This is a genomic window from Cytobacillus gottheilii (assembly GCF_900166665.1).
GTDB lineage: Bacteria > Bacillota > Bacilli > Bacillales > Cytobacillaceae > Cytobacillus > Cytobacillus gottheilii_A.
Window position 1 is genome coordinate 2447267 of the sequence record NZ_LT800494.1, and the last position, 18100, is coordinate 2465366.

The 18100-nt window shown below is 40.7% G+C and carries 13 protein-coding genes; 2 read left to right on the top strand and 11 right to left on the bottom strand.

Annotated elements, in window-relative coordinates; translation table 11 throughout:
- Positions 1–18 precede the first annotated feature (18 nt).
- Positions 19–2604 carry an AAA family ATPase gene (locus B7E07_RS12080; RefSeq protein ID WP_080846102.1) on the bottom strand — a complete coding sequence of 862 codons (2586 nt, stop codon included), beginning with the start codon at positions 2602–2604 and terminating at the stop codon, positions 19–21.
- Complete coding sequence (locus B7E07_RS12085; RefSeq protein WP_080846103.1) at positions 2601–3956, bottom strand: 3' terminal RNA ribose 2'-O-methyltransferase Hen1; 1356 nt, start codon at positions 3954–3956, stop codon at positions 2601–2603. Before B7E07_RS12085 ends, B7E07_RS12080 begins: the two co-directional genes overlap by 4 nt.
- Before the next feature lie 534 nt (positions 3957–4490).
- Here B7E07_RS12085 and B7E07_RS12090 point away from each other — a divergent pair.
- On the top strand, positions 4491–6044 hold the full coding sequence (locus B7E07_RS12090) for an ABC-F family ATP-binding cassette domain-containing protein (RefSeq protein WP_080846104.1): 1554 nt from the start codon (positions 4491–4493) through the stop codon (positions 6042–6044).
- 729 nt (positions 6045–6773) lie between these two features.
- Here the strand turns inward: B7E07_RS12090 and B7E07_RS12100 are convergent.
- The 8 genes from B7E07_RS12100 to B7E07_RS12140 all read right to left on the bottom strand — a co-directional run bounded on the left by B7E07_RS12100 (position 6774) and on the right by B7E07_RS12140 (position 15550).
- Positions 6774–6959, bottom strand: a complete 186-nt coding sequence (locus B7E07_RS12100; RefSeq protein ID WP_080846106.1) for a hypothetical protein — start codon at positions 6957–6959, stop codon at positions 6774–6776.
- 62 nt (positions 6960–7021) lie between these two features.
- Positions 7022–7759, bottom strand: a complete 738-nt coding sequence (locus B7E07_RS12105) for an SDR family NAD(P)-dependent oxidoreductase (protein WP_080846107.1) — start codon at positions 7757–7759, stop codon at positions 7022–7024.
- A 13-nt stretch (positions 7760–7772) separates the two neighbouring features.
- A complete protein-coding gene (locus B7E07_RS12110; protein WP_218970421.1) occupies positions 7773–8882 on the bottom strand; it encodes a hypothetical protein in 1110 nt (369 codons plus the stop codon).
- 431 nt (positions 8883–9313) lie between these two features.
- Positions 9314–9499, bottom strand: coding sequence for a hypothetical protein (locus tag B7E07_RS12120; protein WP_080846106.1), 186 nt, complete (start codon positions 9497–9499; stop codon positions 9314–9316).
- A gap of 62 nt (positions 9500–9561) precedes the next feature.
- Entirely contained in the window at positions 9562–10299 is a 738-nt protein-coding gene (locus B7E07_RS12125) for an SDR family NAD(P)-dependent oxidoreductase (protein WP_080846107.1), read from the bottom strand.
- 13 nt (positions 10300–10312) lie between these two features.
- A complete protein-coding gene (locus tag B7E07_RS12130) occupies positions 10313–13726 on the bottom strand; it encodes a hypothetical protein (protein WP_080846109.1) in 3414 nt (1137 codons plus the stop codon).
- A gap of 102 nt (positions 13727–13828) precedes the next feature.
- Positions 13829–14020, bottom strand: coding sequence for a hypothetical protein (locus B7E07_RS12135; protein ID WP_080846110.1), 192 nt, complete (start codon positions 14018–14020; stop codon positions 13829–13831).
- Between the two features lie 69 nt (positions 14021–14089).
- Positions 14090–15550 carry an esterase/lipase family protein gene (locus tag B7E07_RS12140; protein ID WP_139785728.1) on the bottom strand — a complete coding sequence of 487 codons (1461 nt, stop codon included), beginning with the start codon at positions 15548–15550 and terminating at the stop codon, positions 14090–14092.
- Positions 15551–16191: 641 nt separating this feature from the next.
- Here B7E07_RS12140 and B7E07_RS12145 point away from each other — a divergent pair.
- Positions 16192–16563: a VOC family protein gene (locus B7E07_RS12145; RefSeq protein ID WP_080846112.1), complete on the top strand. Its 372-nt coding sequence runs from the start codon at positions 16192–16194 to the stop codon at positions 16561–16563.
- A gap of 92 nt (positions 16564–16655) precedes the next feature.
- Here the strand turns inward: B7E07_RS12145 and B7E07_RS12150 are convergent, their stop codons facing one another.
- On the bottom strand, positions 16656–17939 hold the full coding sequence (locus B7E07_RS12150; protein ID WP_080846113.1) for a globin-coupled sensor protein: 1284 nt from the start codon (positions 17937–17939) through the stop codon (positions 16656–16658).
- Positions 17940–18100: the final 161 nt, after the last annotated feature.

An 18100-nucleotide genomic window follows, 5' to 3' on the forward strand; every position in this document is an offset into this window, starting at 1 on the left:
GATGACTTCTTTTTTGGCCTATAGGCGAGGATCTATTTGTTCCGATTCTAATGCTAATGAGGCTAACACACATTCATGCACACGTTCAACAGACTCCCCTGCTATAAACCGCTTAACACTTTCCATGCTAAGTGCAAACTCCTTCAATGCATTCCGCTGCTTTTTGTTTGTATTTCTTTCCTTCAGCCTTTTTAAATTGGCAGGCTCTAAGTAGTCAATGCCATAAATAATATGCAAATACTTCTGCCCTCTTACCTTAATCGCTGGCTGAAGCAGCTTCCCTTTTTCTTTCATTATAAAAACCTCTGGCTTAATGACAATGCCTTCATGACCATCCTCTGTCATGCTTTCCCACCAGCTGATGACTTCCTCTTCACTTTGTTCATCGTCAATGATTTTGTATTCAGTCACGGTAAATAGCTTTGATAACTGTGCAAGCTCCTGATTCTGCTTCATATGCCATTCATGTGTTTGACCGAAAAATTCACCATTGCTGTGAGCAAGGACATGAAAAGGCGCAATGCTGATTTCAGCAAGGTCATGGAGATCCCAGCAATACTTTTGGAAAACAGTCTGAAAGGTTTGCGCATTTTCGAGCTTTTGCTCGTATTGCTCCAGCCAAATCTTCGTTTCAGGATGCTCCGCTTTTTTGAGTTTTGACAAAAGCCTCTTTCTGTCTAATATCGCATGCTCAGCCACATGGGCATATTGCTTGCTGATCAATTCTTTTGCCTTTAAATTCCAGGGCATGATTTCTGCATCTAACAGGACAAAATCGGTTTGATATTTTTCAAAGTAAGGCTGCAGCTCTTCTGATAGTTGAGTTAGTATCTTAATTTCAGCTTCTTTATTGAAAAAACGTCTTCCAGCTCTCGAGTAAATAACCCCTAAGCTCGGATATCCAAAAGACAGTTTACCCGCTTCTGCGTTCTTGAAAATATGCAGGATGGCACGTGAACCCATATGTTTTTTCTCAGCAATCATTCTTTGAACACCCTGTTTGCGATAAAATTGGAAGGCTTCTCGAGGGTGCTCTAAGTAATTTTCCAAAGACGATGCAGCTGGCGGCGGTGTCATCGTAGGCGGGATATAAATTAGCTGTTCGATTGGAATGGTATAATGTGATACATCATCGATCGCCGGTTTGACATATTCAGCACCTACCATAATCTCTTTCATATGTTCAGGAGAAACAGAATACCCATTAATGAATTTACCGATATTTGGCGGTGCAAACCGTTTCTTTTTCCATTCTATTAATGGATTTTGATCTGTTTCTGAATAGTCTTGCTGAGCTTGAACAGATTGGATTTCCCGTTCAGGAAAACGCAGAGCGGTCAGCTCGCCGCCAAACACCGCTCCCTGATCAATATTAATGGTATTGCCGACCTTCAGCGGTTTTGGCTTTGGATCATGACCCCAGATAATGAATTCACTCGAGTGATGATGGATAAACCAGTCTTTGCGGATCGGCTTGCCCTTCTCATCTACTCCGTCTGTATCTCCATATCGGCAGAAATCACTAATTCGCTTCGAGCTTTTGCCGATATAATGATCTTTAATGCCCGCATGTGTGCACACCGCTACATTTACTCCATTTTGCTGTAGCACATAATGTGAAGGTGCTTGCAGAAAAAGAGTTTTTAATGCTGCTTTCAATTTTTCAGCTTCTTCTGTACCCTTTTCCTCAGCATAGGCATTAAATTCTTCCTCTACCTTTTCATCTCCATGACTTAACGTAACCTTGCGTCCATCGAGCCAGCGCGCGATTTTCCAGCCATGGTTGCTGTCAATCATATAGGCATATCCTGCTTGTATATGTCTCAGCCAAAATTCCATCGTCACAAGCGATTTTGGCCCTCTGCTCATTACGTCACCTATGGAAAGAAGCTTTCTTCCCTCTTCATGAACATAATAGCCTTCTTCATTTTGCTTGTAATTCAGTTTTTCCAAGAGCTGAATCATTTCATCATAACAGCCGTGAATATCGCCGATAATATCCAAGCCTGAAGCGACATCAAGCGTTAGTTTATTTTGCTCCCTGGTTATCGTGCTGTTTTGCTGATCTTCTTCCTTCAAATAATAGACGCGTGTATAGCCTTCGTTTTTAAGAAATCGTTTCTCACGTTTAAAAGTACTGTATTGCTGCTTAATCCGCTTTTTTCCGCGAGGATCTTTTCTTACTGAATCCCTGGAAATCAGTGTGTCTTCCTTTATATCCAGAACAATAGCGATGATTGGAACATGCTGCCGGCTCGCCATTTCAATATATCTTTTGCGGTCATCACTATAAAGATTGGTGGCATCCACTATGGTGACTTTATTTAAACGTGCGCGGGCTTCAACCGTCTGATCCAGGAGCTTAAAGGCAGCTCCGGAGATCTTTTGATATTCGTTCAATAAGCCATCACTTTCTACTTTTGGGCGATTGCTGTAATCGATATATTCTGTATCTCCTACTAAAACACGAAAGTCATCTGAACTCACTTTTTCGGAAGCTTTTATATATCCCTTTTCAATCCAATTTGAGAGCAGGGTAGTTTTACCGCTGCCTGAAGGACCGATTAAGAGAGCGATACATCCAACTGGAAAGGAAATATTCATGCAGATTCCTCCTTTCTTGTAAATAAACAAAGCTGAGTGGGAGATCCTAAAGTTTCGTGCGTTTCCCCAATGCCCTCAAAGGTGAGTGAATATGGGTAATCCTGGCTTCTTTCAGCACACCACTGTTGAAATTGCTTCCGATCTAACTCAAAGCGATGATCCGTATGGCGGAAGGAATCTCCTAATTCGTAAACTTGGTTATATTCTGCATTAGGTGTTGTGATGATTAAGCTCTTTGGCTTATATTCTGAAAAGATCGTATCGATTATTTTCGGCAAACGTTCATAATCGATATGCTCAATAACTTCACATAGTATCATGACATCTTTCCCCGCCAGTCTTTCATCATAGTAAAACAAAGAGCTCCAAATTCGTTCTGGCATAAGGAAACTTTCTTTCTTAGCAACTTTCTCAAAGCGCTCCAATGCTTTTTTTGTGGCGATTTGGGAAGGTTCCGCCGCTAGAATTTCTTTCACACCTCTAATGAAACCTAAGCGAACCGATAATTTCCCTTCCCCGCTTCCAAAATCAACAATGGTTTCTTTTTTCGCAAGTTTTTCAATGGTTTCAATAATTTTTTCATAGCGCATGTCATTTAATCGCTTTTTAGGCGGTTCTTCCGCTTTAAATTTTTCTTTTGCAGGCTGATCAATTAGCTTGTACACTTCCTCAAAACGCAGTGACTGCTTTAAGATCATCTCTTTTAATGGATGATCATCTAGCCAGCCCTCTCCATAGCGCTCCAGCTTCTCAATCTCTTTTTCATCAATATAATAGTGCTTATAATCATCGATTACAGGAATGAGCACAAACAGCTGTCTTAAAACCTTCTGCAAAGTTGTTTTTCCAGTTAAAGTGACAAAACGCGCTGTGCTGCGTGACTTGAGCTCAAACTGATAATTCGTCTCTCCTTCTTCTAATAAAACTTCATAGTTTAGAGGAGAGAATAACTCGTTCAGCTTTTCATCTGATAAGCTGGAGGAAATTGGTCCAAAATCAACTTGAAAATCGAACGGTTCATCTACCCACTTTTTATATTCATCAGCAGGCTGGCCGTTTAAAGCCGTTCCAAGTGCAGACCGAATAAACGAACAAAAAATACTGCTGACGGCAAATTCGCGGTCATTAATATAATGAGTAATATCGTATGTACTAGATGAATTTTTCGTCAGCTCAATCGGATCAGGTGTCACAAAAATGGTGACCTCTGTCTCTTCTTCTGAAAACTTGCTGTAAAAAAGGCGAACAGAATGCCCCTTTTGTTTTCGTTCATATATATTATTCGGATTTTTAGCCAGTAAATAAGACATCACACTGGCATTTTGTCCTTTTGCGTTGAGGGTTAATTGCATTGGTTTCACTTCCTTTAGTATAAAATGATCTATTAAGAAATTTGTCTAGCTTCAGGGTTTCAGAACTCGAGTTCATAAGCCAATCCAGTCAAAAGGTTAAAGAACGCCCTTCCGCCTGGCTCGTCTTAAGCTTGTCGGGGCTGAGCAAGGCGCTTCCGCTTTTCCTGGTGTCTAGCTGCAGCGCCTAGCCCCTCGAGGTCTTAAGCCAATCTGTCCAGAAGGTTAAAGAACAACCTTCCAGCCAGCTTGTCTCTTAAGCTTGTCGGGGCTGAGCAAGGCGCTTCCGCTTTTCTTGGTGTCTAGCTGCAGCGCCTAGCCCCTCGAGGTCTTAAGCCAATCTGTCCAGAAGGTTAAAGAACAACCTTCCAGCCAGCTCGTCTTAAGCTTGTCGGGGCTGAGCAAGGCGCTTCCGCTTTTCTATAGACCACATTATTTTCCATTTAGTATAATTCATTTACAAGTAAAGGGTCTAGTTTTTATCGCTTTTTTTTAGTATGATGTAGAGATGATGACAAATAAAGTGGGGAACAAAAAATGAGTTTATTAACAGTAGAAAATTTGAGTCACACATTTGGTGACCGTACATTATTTAAAGATGTTTCATTTCGTTTATTAGCAGAGGATCATGTCGGACTTGTCGGCGCGAATGGCGTTGGAAAATCGACATTGATGAATATCATTACGAAACAGCTGATCCATGATTCCGGGAAGGTTGAGTGGACGCCAACTGTTCATTATGGCTATTTAGATCAGCACACAGCACTTACAGCAGGAAAGACCATTCGTGATGTATTAAATGAAGCGTTTCTTCCTTTGTTTGAAAAAGAAAAAGAGTTAAATGAAATCACAGCTAAAATGGGAGATGCCACTCCTGAAGAACTGGAAGAGCTGCTGGAGCAAATGGGCGAAATTCAGGATCATTTAGATGCAGGCGGCTTTTATACGTTAGATTTAAAAGTCGAAGATGCAGCAAGAGGACTTGGCCTTGATGCGATCGGGATTGACCGTGATGTGGCAGCACTGAGCGGAGGGCAGCGTACGAAAGTTCTGCTAGCGAAACTATTGTTAGAACAACCTAAGGTTTTACTGCTGGATGAGCCAACCAACTATTTGGATGTTGAGCACATTAAGTGGCTTACAAACTATTTAAAAGAGTATCCGCATGCTTTTTTGCTGATTTCGCATGATACAGAGTTCATGAACGCTGTATCGAACACGATCTTCCATTTAGAATTTTCAAAGCTGAGCCGTTATACAGCGAGCTACGATAAATTCCTGGAGCTTGCTGAGATTAATAAAAATCAGCATATCAACGCCTATGAAAAACAGCAGGAATTTATTAAGAAACAAGAAGATTTCATTTCGAAAAATAAGGCGCGTTACTCTACAACCGGCCGTGCGAAAAGCCGTCAAAAGCAGCTGGATCGAATGGAGCGTATTGACAGACCGGAAACGGCTGCAAAACCTACTTTTGAATTTAAAGAATCTCGCGGAAGCAGCCGCTATGTGTTTGAAGGGGAAGATTTTGAAATCGGCTATACACACGCACTTCTGCCGAAAATGACTATGACCATTGAACGCGGTGAAAAAATTGCCATCGTTGGCTGCAACGGTGTCGGTAAATCAACACTATTAAAAACGATGCTTGGAAAAATTAAACCGATCAGCGGAAAAATCCATCACGGTGACTTCCTCTTCCCTTCTTATTTTGAACAGGAAGTAAAGGCAGATAACATTACACCAATCGATGACGTGTGGAATGAGTTCCCTGGTATGGATCAGCATCAGGTGCGTGCTGCCCTTGCCCGCTGCGGATTGAAAAATGAACACATCTCCCGTCCGCTTAATCAATTAAGTGGTGGCGAGCAAGCGAAAGTACGCTTATGTAAACTAATGATGCACGAAAGCAACTGGCTTCTGTTTGATGAGCCAACCAACCACCTTGATGTGACTGCTAAAGCTGAATTACAGCGTGCGCTGAAAGCATACAAAGGCACTGTTGTTCTTGTCTGCCACGAACCTGATTTTTATGAAGGCTGGATTACCAAGACTTGGGATGTTGAAGAATGGTCTAATCAGTTGAATTAAATTGAAAAATCCTCCGCTGAGCCGGAGGGTTTTTTTGTGATTGTAGGTGCACTTAGCAGGAGGGTTAGTTCCCTTCAGATCGCTTTTGAGTTGTGACGGGCACTTAGCGGGGGTGGTAGTTCCCTTCAGACCGGATTTTGAGTTGTGACGGGCACTTAGGAGGGGTGGAAGTTCCCTTCAGACCGAATTTTGGGTTGTGACGGGCACTTAGCGGGGGTGGAAGTTCCCTTCAGACCGGATTTTGGGTTGTGACGGGCACTTAGGAGGGGTGCTAGTTCCCTTCAGACCGGACTTTGGGTTGTGAGGGGCACTTAGCGGGGGTGGTAGTTCCCTTCAGACCGGATTTTGAGTTGTGACGGGCACTTAGCAGGGGTGTTAGTTCCCTTCAGACCGGATTTTGAGTTGTGACGGGCACTTAGCGGGTGTGGAAGTTCTCTTCAGATTGGATTTTGGGTTGTGAAGGGCACTTAGTAGGTGTGGAATTTCCCTTTAGCCCGGTTTTTGCGTCCAGTGTTGGATTCGTTGGATTCCAGAAATCGCGAAAAAAGCACAAACACCCCTCGATTACCCAGTATTTGGATTTTAGAGTCGCAAAAAGACCCAAAACCCCCTCCATTACCCAGTATTTGGGTTCTGAAGTCGCGAAAAGACCACAAACACCCCTCCATTACCCAGTATATAAGTTCCAGTATCGCAAAAAAATCGGATCTCCCCCTAACACCCGATCCCTCAATACGGATAATCAATATGTACCCCATAAATCGTGCCCGGTTCATTGTTTGGCTCTTCTAGTGATTGCAGATACAATTCGAATTCCTCCTGCAGTTTTTTTGGAGCTCCTTGCTTCATATGCCAGTTGCCCGGTTCGTCAACAAAATAGGAACTATTCATAAAATCTGGTCGTTTTTCTGTCATAATAAAAATCCTCCAATCGGTATCACTAATCATAGTGTTTTCCAATAAGGAGGACATTCATGCTATTCTTCGTATATCATTTTTCGCGTCATGCCGCCATCGACAACTAAGTTAATGCCTGTAACAAAGTCATTTTCCGAGGAAGATAAATAGAAACAGGCTCTTGCGATATCATCGGGTTTGCCGACTCTTTTAGATGGATGCTGCAAATGATCTATTTCCCGGAGCTCTTCATAATTCCCTGTTTCGATCCATCCTGGAGAGATGGCATTGACAGTGATTCGGTCTTTTGAAAGAGATACCGATAGTGCATGTGTCAGTGCAACGATTCCGCCTTTTGAAGCTGCATATGCCTCTGAATTTGGTTCAGACATCGTTGCTCTTGTCGAGGCAAGATTAATGATAGAGCCGCCGTTCTCATTTTTCCTCATATATTTTGCTGCTTCTCTAGATCCTAGGAAAACGCTTCTCAAATTGGTCCCGATGATGTCATCCCATTCATCAGCACTCAAATCATACGGTGATTTCCATCTTGAAACACCTGCATTATTGATAAGAATATCAATTCCGCCAAACACTTCGTCAGCTGTTTTCATAAGCTTGATTATCTCATCTTCTTTCCTTACATCGGTTTTTACAAAATGAATGCTGCCGTTAACCGTATCCGTTAACTTTCTTCCTGATTCTTCATCAAGATCGGCGGCAATGACATTGGCTCCTTTTTGGCAATAAGCTTTAGCCAGTGTGTGGCCAATTCCATTGGCTGCACCAGTAATGACGACTGTTTTGTTGCGAAACATATTTAAATCCCTCCTAATCCCACTCTTTTAATTTCCGAATTAACTTGTTTTTAAACGCAATCAAAATGGACTCTTTTCCTTTTGACTTCTGCTGTTTTTGCCATTCATGATAGCTGGCAACACTGATCAAAGCTGTTCCGGCGAGCAGCAAGTACGCCCACCATGGCATATTTCCCCAGTAGGGTCGTGTCTGAAGAAGTACGTTAAGCAGTAGAACGCCAGATCCGATAAAGAAGTAAGCTTTCATTTTAAAATAAAAGCCGGCCAGAATGGAAATCAATGAAAGTGACCCAAGAATAATGGCATCCATGACGGTTGAGCTTTGCAATCCATCTTCTATAAGCAAAAATGAAACAGCAATCAGTATAAACCATTGCAGTTTGTTTGTATGAGATTGGTATCTTCCCTTTAAGGTCCATTTGCCGAGAATGACGAGCAGAACGAACGGAAGTACTTGAACCTCTCTCAAAAATACAGCTGGGATCTGAATGAATCCTATGAAAGAATAATACGGCTGCAGCAGCCATACTAGCGCCATGACAGCAGGAATCCACTTCTGTTCACTGGCAAATCGGCTGCGAAGAAACACAAATAATAAACTGATCAGCAACCCTGGTGCCAATTGGGAAAGCAGTGTCTGATCCTGGAAGAAATACAAACTAACTACAAACAGGAATGCAAGGATCAGAAATGGATCTCCGTATGAAAAAACAGCGGCTTTTTGTTTATATTTTTTATACACTCCCATGCCGATTAAGGCAAGCACAACAGCAAACAATGCAAGGATTCCCTGTTTTAAAACGGAGCCCGCCACATGCAGCATGAGAAACTGCAGGGTTCCTGCCAATAAGAAAACAAGCGGAATGCTGGCTACGTAATAAAAGCGACTTTTAAACAAATAAAAAATGAAAGCCGCTATATATAAAAGCAGTGCAGCATAGTGCATGATGCCAAAAGGATATACGAAAAGAAGCACAAGTATCCCAAACGAAGACCACGGGATTAAAAACCAGTTAATATGTTTTTGATTTGATACTCTTCCAAATTTCCATAGACAATAAACAGCTATACTGATGACCAATGGTGCAAACTCTTGAAGCTGCCCATTATGGTATAAGTCCAAACCAAGAAGCAAGACAGCATATGAACTTAAAAAACAGCTATATAAATATACTTTTATCTTCCAGCCTGTTTTTGTTAGGTTGCNCCTTCAGACCGGATTTTGAGTTGTGACGGGCACTTAGCGGGTGTGGAAGTTCTCTTCAGATTGGATTTTGGGTTGTGAAGGGCACTTAGTAGGTGTGGAATTTCCCTTTAGCCCGGTTTTTGCGTCCAGTGTTGGATTCGTTGGATTCCAGAAATCGCGAAAAAAGCACAAACACCCCTCGATTACCCAGTATTTGGATTTTAGAGTCGCAAAAAGACCCAAAACCCCCTCCATTACCCAGTATTTGGGTTCTGAAGTCGCGAAAAGACCACAAACACCCCTCCATTACCCAGTATATAAGTTCCAGTATCGCAAAAAAATCGGATCTCCCCCTAACACCCGATCCCTCAATACGGATAATCAATATGTACCCCATAAATCGTGCCCGGTTCATTGTTTGGCTCTTCTAGTGATTGCAGATACAATTCGAATTCCTCCTGCAGTTTTTTTGGAGCTCCTTGCTTCATATGCCAGTTGCCCGGTTCGTCAACAAAATAGGAACTATTCATAAAATCTGGTCGTTTTTCTGTCATAATAAAAATCCTCCAATCGGTATCACTAATCATAGTGTTTTCCAATAAGGAGGACATTCATGCTATTCTTCGTATATCATTTTTCGCGTCATGCCGCCATCGACAACTAAGTTAATGCCTGTAACAAAGTCATTTTCCGAGGAAGATAAATAGAAACAGGCTCTTGCGATATCATCGGGTTTGCCGACTCTTTTAGATGGATGCTGCAAATGATCTATTTCCCGGAGCTCTTCATAATTCCCTGTTTCGATCCATCCTGGAGAGATGGCATTGACAGTGATTCGGTCTTTTGAAAGAGATACCGATAGTGCATGTGTCAGTGCAACGATTCCGCCTTTTGAAGCTGCATATGCCTCTGAATTTGGTTCAGACATCGTTGCTCTTGTCGAGGCAAGATTAATGATAGAGCCGCCGTTCTCATTTTTCCTCATATATTTTGCTGCTTCTCTAGATCCTAGGAAAACGCTTCTCAAATTGGTCCCGATGATGTCATCCCATTCATCAGCACTCAAATCATACGGTGATTTCCATCTTGAAACACCTGCATTATTGATAAGAATATCAATTCCGCCAAACACTTCGTCAGCTGTTTTCATAAGCTTGATTATCTCATCTTCTTTCCTTACATCGGTTTTTACAAAATGAATGCTGCCGTTAACCGTATCCGTTAACTTTCTTCCTGATTCTTCATCAAGATCGGCGGCAATGACATTGGCTCCTTTTTGGCAATAAGCTTTAGCCAGTGTGTGGCCAATTCCATTGGCTGCACCAGTAATGACGACTGTTTTGTTGCGAAACATATTTAAATCCCTCCTAATCCCACTCTTTTAATTTCCGAATTAACTTGTTTTTAAACGCAATCAAAATGGACTCTTTTCCTTTTGACTTCTGCTGTTTTTGCCATTCATGATAGCTGGCAACACTGATCAAAGCTGTTCCGGCGAGCAGCAAGTACGCCCACCATGGCATATTTCCCCAGTAGGGTCGTGTCTGAAGAAGTACGTTAAGCAGTAGAACGCCAGATCCGATAAAGAAGTAAGCTTTCATTTTAAAATAAAAGCCGGCCAGAATGGAAATCAATGAAAGTGACCCAAGAATAATGGCATCCATGACGGTTGAGCTTTGCAATCCATCTTCTATAAGCAAAAATGAAACAGCAATCAGTATAAACCATTGCAGTTTGTTTGTATGAGATTGGTATCTTCCCTTTAAGGTCCATTTGCCGAGAATGACGAGCAGAACGAACGGAAGTACTTGAACCTCTCTCAAAAATACAGCTGGGATCTGAATGAATCCTATGAAAGAATAATACGGCTGCAGCAGCCATACTAGCGCCATGACAGCAGGAATCCACTTCTGTTCACTGGCAAATCGGCTGCGAAGAAACACAAATAATAAACTGATCAGCAACCCTGGTGCCAATTGGGAAAGCAGTGTCTGATCCTGGAAGAAATACAAACTAACTACAAACAGGAATGCAAGGATCAGAAATGGATCTCCGTATGAAAAAACAGCGGCTTTTTGTTTATATTTTTTATACACTCCCATGCCGATTAAGGCAAGCACAACAGCAAACAATGCAAGGATTCCCTGTTTTAAAACGGAGCCCGCCACATGCAGCATGAGAAACTGCAGGGTTCCTGCCAATAAGAAAACAAGCGGAATGCTGGCTACGTAATAAAAGCGACTTTTAAACAAATAAAAAATGAAAGCCGCTATATATAAAAGCAGTGCAGCATAGTGCATGATGCCAAAAGGATATACGAAAAGAAGCACAAGTATCCCAAACGAAGACCACGGGATTAAAAACCAGTTAATATGTTTTTGATTTGATACTCTTCCAAATTTCCATAGACAATAAACAGCTATACTGATGACCAATGGTGCAAACTCTTGAAGCTGCCCATTATGGTATAAGTCCAAACCAAGAAGCAAGACAGCATATGAACTTAAAAAACAGCTATATAAATATACTTTTATCTTCCAGCCTGTTTTTGTTAGGTTGCTGCTGATGAAATAGATAGCAGCTGCTAGCACGAAGCTACTTACTGATAGCACCCCTTCATTTAAGTACGTAATAGCCAATACAATGGGCAGAATCAGGTGTCCGATCCATGCAAAACCTGCTGCTAAGGATGAATCTTTTTTCAATAATAAAGTTGAAACGATTAGCAATATACAAGGGCCCATCGTCAACTGGTACAGTTCAATGCTAACGGGCATTCCTTCCATAAAGGGATTCAGCAGTGCAATATAACTTAATTGCATGAGAATTGGAATCATATACGTAATCCACTTAAATGAATTCTGCTGATAGTAGCGCCAATACAGCACGGCCCCTGATACGAGAATAAATGGCTGCAAAAACTGATTGTAAGTAAAATCAATATAGGTTAAAAGAATAGCAGCAGTATATACAGCAAGTGAAGCTTCGTTTGCATTTTTGGCTATGTCTTTGACACGATATCTTACAGCAAACGTACTTAGAATCAGCAGTAATGCGCCGCTTAAGGCAAAAGTGGCTGTCAGACCAAAATGATTGTGATAGTACTCGCTCGCTGAACTCATTGCCTCTCCTGCTGCAATGATTGATACTCCAAATAAAATCGGAATGCTCCAAGGCGTCAGCTGCTTATAGAACTGGCGGTCATCATACCGATAGCTGACGCCGAGAATAACGGTTAAGACAAGCAGCATAAATGCCGTTTTATTATACTCAGTGAAAGTGAACCCTATCATCACCGTATAAAACATAACAATAAAACCGGCATCACGCGAGCTATAAAGAATCACGTTGAAAAAAGCGTGTTTGATGAGAAAGCCAAAAATCAGGCAAACGCCAGCACCGATTAAAAAGATGCTCAGCAAATCTTGAACCGCCCCTGCTATCCGGGCTATTTCATACAAAGCAGCCATCGCGAAAAATGGCGGTATATAAGTGTAAAGAGTTCGCTTAAACGCATTTGCCAAATAGACATGTAACCCAAAGAGAATTACAAATGACAAGAACAACATAATCGAAGGCTGACCTTCACCTGCTAGAACCAATTCTGCCACACTATAGAAAAAGGCAACGAACGACACAAAACTGGCCGTTTTCCTAAAAATAACATCCCAAGAATAATCTCCTGGCAATAATTTCGGAATGAATAGAAAGCAAGATGCAGCCAGCACAGTTAAGAAAGGGCTCCAATCAGCAAGAAAGGAAAATTCAATCACTTGAAATAATCCATATAGAATAAATAGTGTAAAAATAAAGTGATATTCCCTCCGACCTGATACATAAATAAGAGCCAAATAGATCCCTGCAGCAATTAGTGCGTTTATGCCAGCAAAGAAATGACTTTCATATAAAAAGGCCATGAATAAAGAAGTAAGAATGAATTGAATTTGCACGTAGGATGCAAGCTCACGGTTAAACCATGTATATTTCTCCTGCTTCTTCACATAATGATAGCCAACAATCAACAGGACCTGAAAGAGAAGCATTCCAAAGAAAAAGGCATCAGGTGACAGCCTAAAAGCTGCTATGAAGAAGCTAACCAACAAGGATAGTGCTATATAAGAAAACCAAACATATAAGCGAGATTGAAGCGTTTTAGCAAAATACAGATAGATGGGAATCAACAGGAATGCGCCTCCGCTGCCAAACCATAAGCGGCCTTCCCCAAAAACTGAAAAATATGTTCCAAACAGTTCAAACCAGCTTGCAGACAAAAGAATGATCGGAAGAAAAAGGCTGCCGAGTACATGAAAAGCAAATGCAGACTTGCTGATTTTTAAGAACTTCTGAGCCACAAAGCTCAATGAAAAAAACAGCAAAGAAACAGCTCCAATTGAACTGGTGCGCATCACACCTGACATATAGTCCCACCTGCTCGTGGCTACAAATAATCCGCCAATTAAAAGGAGAAAAACACCGATATGTAAAAGCCAGGATATATTTCTTTCCCTGATCTCTTCTGGAGAACGTACTGGTGGAATCTTTTTAACGGCAGGTTTAACGGTTTTTGCTTTTGGCTCATGCACATTTATCACTTGTTCGTTCATTTCTCCAGTTTGTTGAACAGGACGACCACTTTGTTTTCTTTGTAGATCTGAATAAAATTTAGAATACGCCGCCGTTACCACATCATAGCTTTCCACCGTTATATATTCATGCTCTTTCAGCCGTTTTAACTCGTTGTGAAAAATTTGCTGCTCAATATTGGTTATTCTCCTTCTCATATAATTGCTCCCTTGGTTTAATTAGTGTAATATTACACCTAAAGGAGTTATTTTTCAATAGAAAAAAACTCGCCTTTTTTGACGAGTTTTGACATGCGGTCTTTATTCCTGAATGGTGATCAGTTTTACATCATCTATATTAAAGCGATGAAAATGGTTTTCTACGCAATATACCTCTATAAAACCATCTAAATCCTTTGTTTTTCCGATGACTTCAGATTTGTTTTCTGCTTTCACCTCTTCTGTTATGGCTAGATCTTTTTCAAACGTGTAAATGAGTTTAAAAGTTTTCATCTTCTCACTCTCTCCCTTCATCCCTTCTTTTCCCGATCATGATTAAATAAAACTAGATTCTTTAGATGTTTACTCTTTTTCAATATAAACAGATCTTACGATTGTTCTTGTTACCTTTTTACCTGCAGTGTTGGTTCCTGTCACTTCGATCGTGAGGTTATAGACTCCCGAATCCTTGACTTTTGGTATCAGCTGCTGGTCGTCTGCGGTCGTATTCTCAGTAACCATATTTCCGTTTCTGTCTATTACTTTGATATGGTATTTCGTGTTTTTTAAGCTAGAGGGAGAATGCAGCTCCATTTGTTTGTCACCTTGCTTCACTTTACCTGGAAGACTTAAAGAATACTGCAGCGTTTCATTCAAGTCAGCCATAAAAAAGTAAGCATCTTTTTCTGCATAAGAAGTAATCTGGAATGACCATACTCCTTCTTCCACTTTAATTCTTTCGAAAGCGGATTGCTCGGCACCATGAAACACCGAAAAACCTTCCTGTTTCGCTATACCGATGTTCTGATACACTTTCCCTGACGGAGAAACAAGACTTGCTTCAATATCTTTACTGGCTGTATATAATTGAAAAGCTGGCTGTGATCTTCCATCCATATAAAAAGGAATCTTGACTTTTTTCTGCTTATCAAGTGGGCCTCCATGAATAAATTCAGATGAATTCGCAGTTATAGGCGCTGGTTTCTCTAGCGTTGATACACGGGTTTGGGAAACAGCTGAATTGCGCAAATACGGTTCAATTCTCGAAAATACCTTCCCGCCGACACGGATATGATCATGATCTAAGCTTGCATCTGTAAATAGATGGGCAGCATATGGCAGTTTGGTACTCCATTCATTTACGAGGCCATCATTTGCACCATGTGATGATAAATACTGTCCGCCCATCCATAGTGCAGAAAATGCTGGACCACGGTGCGTTCCCGCAACCGTATAATAAGCATTTTTCAGTATATTTGCATGTGCATCTGTTTCTGCACGGAATTGAGCCATTTCGCCTGTTTGCAGGGAGAATGTTCCCTCATCGTTTTGTCCTAATAAAGAGCCAAGCCATCCAGCATACCAGCTATTGGATAAATCAGCGAGGTGAGTGCCGTGGTGTGGCGAGCCAAGCGTAATGACCTTTCCGACATATGGGTGGGCACCATAATGAACAAGCGCTGCCTGTGTATCCGGACCACCCTTGCTGTGTGCAACAATATTTACTTTCTTTCCGCCAAAATGATCATGAATTTCTGCTAACATCCCCGCAAGCAATTCTCCATTGTCATATTGTGTTGCCGATCCATCCCCAGCCGCATCGTGCAGCTGCACAAAAACGGTTTGGTAGCCTGCTTCATAAGCCTTTGTATACATATCATTAATTCCATGATGCTCCGTGTCTTCATACCAGCTTTTTGCACTTCCGTTCCTTCCTTGTACAAAAACAATTGGAGGCTTATTGTGATTCACATTAGAGGGTATGCTGCCAAGAAACCATTCGCCTGGCGTAAAGCTTTCATCTGGCGGCTTTAATTTCCCCATTGGCTGGATCGTTTGTGCTGAGAAAAGCGCTGGGCTCACAACAAGCAGAAGCAAAGCAAAAAGAATTGGAACAAGCAATGGCTTTCTCATTTTCCATCTCCTCTCAAGATCGAATGACATTCAACCATATGCGGAAATAGAAAACATTCTTACTACTATTGTAAAAATAAGCAAATAACCTAGATGAAAGCTTTCACAAATAGGAGAAAGGACATCGTTTAATCAGTGTCTTCGTTTAGCTGTCATCGTAGAGCTGCGGACACTCGAATACTGAGGAAGTAAGGGGAACCTTATCTTCCAGCCTGCGATCTCCCCTTCTTTTACTCTATTCCACTCTTGGTTTCAACTAAAATTTATTATAAGGAGTAATTATAGAATACTGTTATTTGTTTTTTCTGAACATTTGTTCTATAATAAGTGACAAAATTACCGATAGCGAATGAGTTTATTAACACAATCTTAGCCGTATAGATCAGCAAAGGGGAATTTATGAATTAATTAAGGGGAACCACTGAAAACTTGAATTTAAGAAGAAATACAAACATAAATGCAAAGAAGGTTACAACTGCAATCATTCGATTCGGTAAACTTCATTTAAATCGGCAATCAATACCATTGAACGTATAAAGGGAGAGAAGGTCATGAGTACATCATTTATTGAACAAGTCCATTATATTAGAATTCCCGTAAAAGATTTAGAAATGTCTGCACATTGGTATAGAGATATATTAGGGATCCAATTACTAAACACTACTGAGGAGCTTGCCATTTTAAAAGTAAACGATGGACCTTTCTTACTGATCTTAGTTCCTACTAAAGATGATACATTTGCCCATTTTACAGTTAATAATGAACAAGAATTTAGCATTGGCTTTACGAGTCCAGAACTATCTAAATTTCATCAACATTTAAAGGATCATCGTGTTAAGGTTGAGGATATTAAAGAAGATAATGGTCATGCCTTTTTCCACTTCTATGACCCAAATGGCAATAAACTTCAAGTACACTGGTGAGAATTTGCAAAATAATAGTCCTGAAGAACAAAAATAGCCAAATGATTAAATAGACTCTAATCATTCGGCTTGTTAAATGTTGTATCAGCATTTTAATGCACGTCTGCCGCAATGCTAGAAAGTTTATCTGCAGATGCTGCTACTTCATCAAATGCATTGCCAAGTTTGGCTATAACACTTGTAAATTGCGTAATTTCATTTTCAATCATTTTATTTTGCAGCATGGTTTCATTCATTGTTGAAACGATCTCCGTGAAATGGCTTTTTGTTTGCTCCATCCCTTTATTTCCAGCTTCAACAGATGAACGAATATCTGTCAGTGAGTGATTTAATAGATTCATCTGTGTATGAATATTTGTGATCAGGCTCGACACCTCAAGGACAGATTTTTTGGTCTCATCTGATAGCTTTCTCACTTCTCCTGCCACAACTGAAAAACCAAGACCATGCTGTCCGGCGCGGGCAGCCTCAATCGCTGCATTAAGAGATAATAAATTGGTCTGATCAGCAATGCCTGTTACCATGCTGACGATTCCCTGCATTTGCTGTGAAATCCCCAGTAAAATATTAATATCTTTAGAAATAGCAGCTACAGAGTTTTCGATTTTTTGCATGCTCTCATACTGCTGCTCGAGCTGATTTGTGCCTAGCTCTGCTCTATTTTCGGCAGCAGCTGATAGATCACTTCCTTTTTTCGCTACTTCCACGATCTTATCTGATTGCTGGTGAAGCAGATGAAAAGAAACCTTTGTCTCTTGTGAAATGGCGGCAAGATGCTGAGAGGAGCTTGTCATATTTTCAACAATCACCATTTTCTCCTTGGCTGCTTCAGCTTGAATTTCCCTAATTTCATCATCATAGGCTTCGAGAACAATCTGCTGCTCAAGATTAAAGATCTTCGTAACGGCCTTCATTTTCAGCAAGACTTCTTCCTTCTCATCGATATTTTCTTCAATTACATCTATGATAGAAATCAGCAAATTCTGAAAGGCGCCTAAATACCATTTGGTCGGCAGTTTAATTCTGACGTGAATATTAGCAATTCGTTTCCGCATATTTATATAATTCTCATCGACAATTCCGTTGAACATTTCGGCTATATGCCGCTTTAGAGTTACTTTTAAACGTTCAATTGAACTATGCTGTTGAATAATCTCCACTAATAAAGGCTCTGTTTCTACCTTCTCATAAAATTCATCCACTATTTTCGTGATTTGCTCTTTCACTAAAGGCTGCAGCGAAACAAGCTGCTGTAAATCACCAGCTGTGAGCCCGATCATCTCAATTTGTTTATTACATCCTTTATTTACACTGATCGTTACATTAGCATTATGATTAACTTGCTTTGCTGTATCATTTTTTCTTTTAAATATCAAAGGAATCCCCCATTCAAAATGCACTAGGATAATAGTAACACGCATATTTTTAATGTCATTATAAATAGAAAGGTAATGCATGTAAATATTACCAGATACTGATTTTATGGGTATAAAGATCTATCTTTTACCTATTCATTTTGTTGCTGGATAAAAAACAA

What these genes read in the sequence shown, in the direction of transcription:
- B7E07_RS12080 (WP_080846102.1), bottom strand. Translation starts at nt 2,604, where the DNA reads ATGAATATTTCCTTTCCAGTTGGATGTATCGCTCTCTTAATCGGTCCT.
- B7E07_RS12085 (WP_080846103.1), bottom strand. Translation starts at nt 3,956, where the DNA reads ATGCAATTAACCCTCAACGCAAAAGGACAAAATGCCAGTGTGATGTCT.
- B7E07_RS12090 (WP_080846104.1), top strand. Translation starts at nt 4,491, where the DNA reads ATGAGTTTATTAACAGTAGAAAATTTGAGTCACACATTTGGTGACCGT.
- B7E07_RS12100 (WP_080846106.1), bottom strand. Translation starts at nt 6,959, where the DNA reads ATGACAGAAAAACGACCAGATTTTATGAATAGTTCCTATTTTGTTGAC.
- B7E07_RS12105 (WP_080846107.1), bottom strand. Translation starts at nt 7,759, where the DNA reads ATGTTTCGCAACAAAACAGTCGTCATTACTGGTGCAGCCAATGGAATT.
- B7E07_RS12120 (WP_080846106.1), bottom strand. Translation starts at nt 9,499, where the DNA reads ATGACAGAAAAACGACCAGATTTTATGAATAGTTCCTATTTTGTTGAC.
- B7E07_RS12125 (WP_080846107.1), bottom strand. Translation starts at nt 10,299, where the DNA reads ATGTTTCGCAACAAAACAGTCGTCATTACTGGTGCAGCCAATGGAATT.
- B7E07_RS12130 (WP_080846109.1), bottom strand. Translation starts at nt 13,726, where the DNA reads ATGAGAAGGAGAATAACCAATATTGAGCAGCAAATTTTTCACAACGAG.
- B7E07_RS12135 (WP_080846110.1), bottom strand. Translation starts at nt 14,020, where the DNA reads ATGAAAACTTTTAAACTCATTTACACGTTTGAAAAAGATCTAGCCATA.
- B7E07_RS12140 (WP_139785728.1), bottom strand. Translation starts at nt 15,550, where the DNA reads ATGGGGAAATTAAAGCCGCCAGATGAAAGCTTTACGCCAGGCGAATGG.
- B7E07_RS12145 (WP_080846112.1), top strand. Translation starts at nt 16,192, where the DNA reads ATGAGTACATCATTTATTGAACAAGTCCATTATATTAGAATTCCCGTA.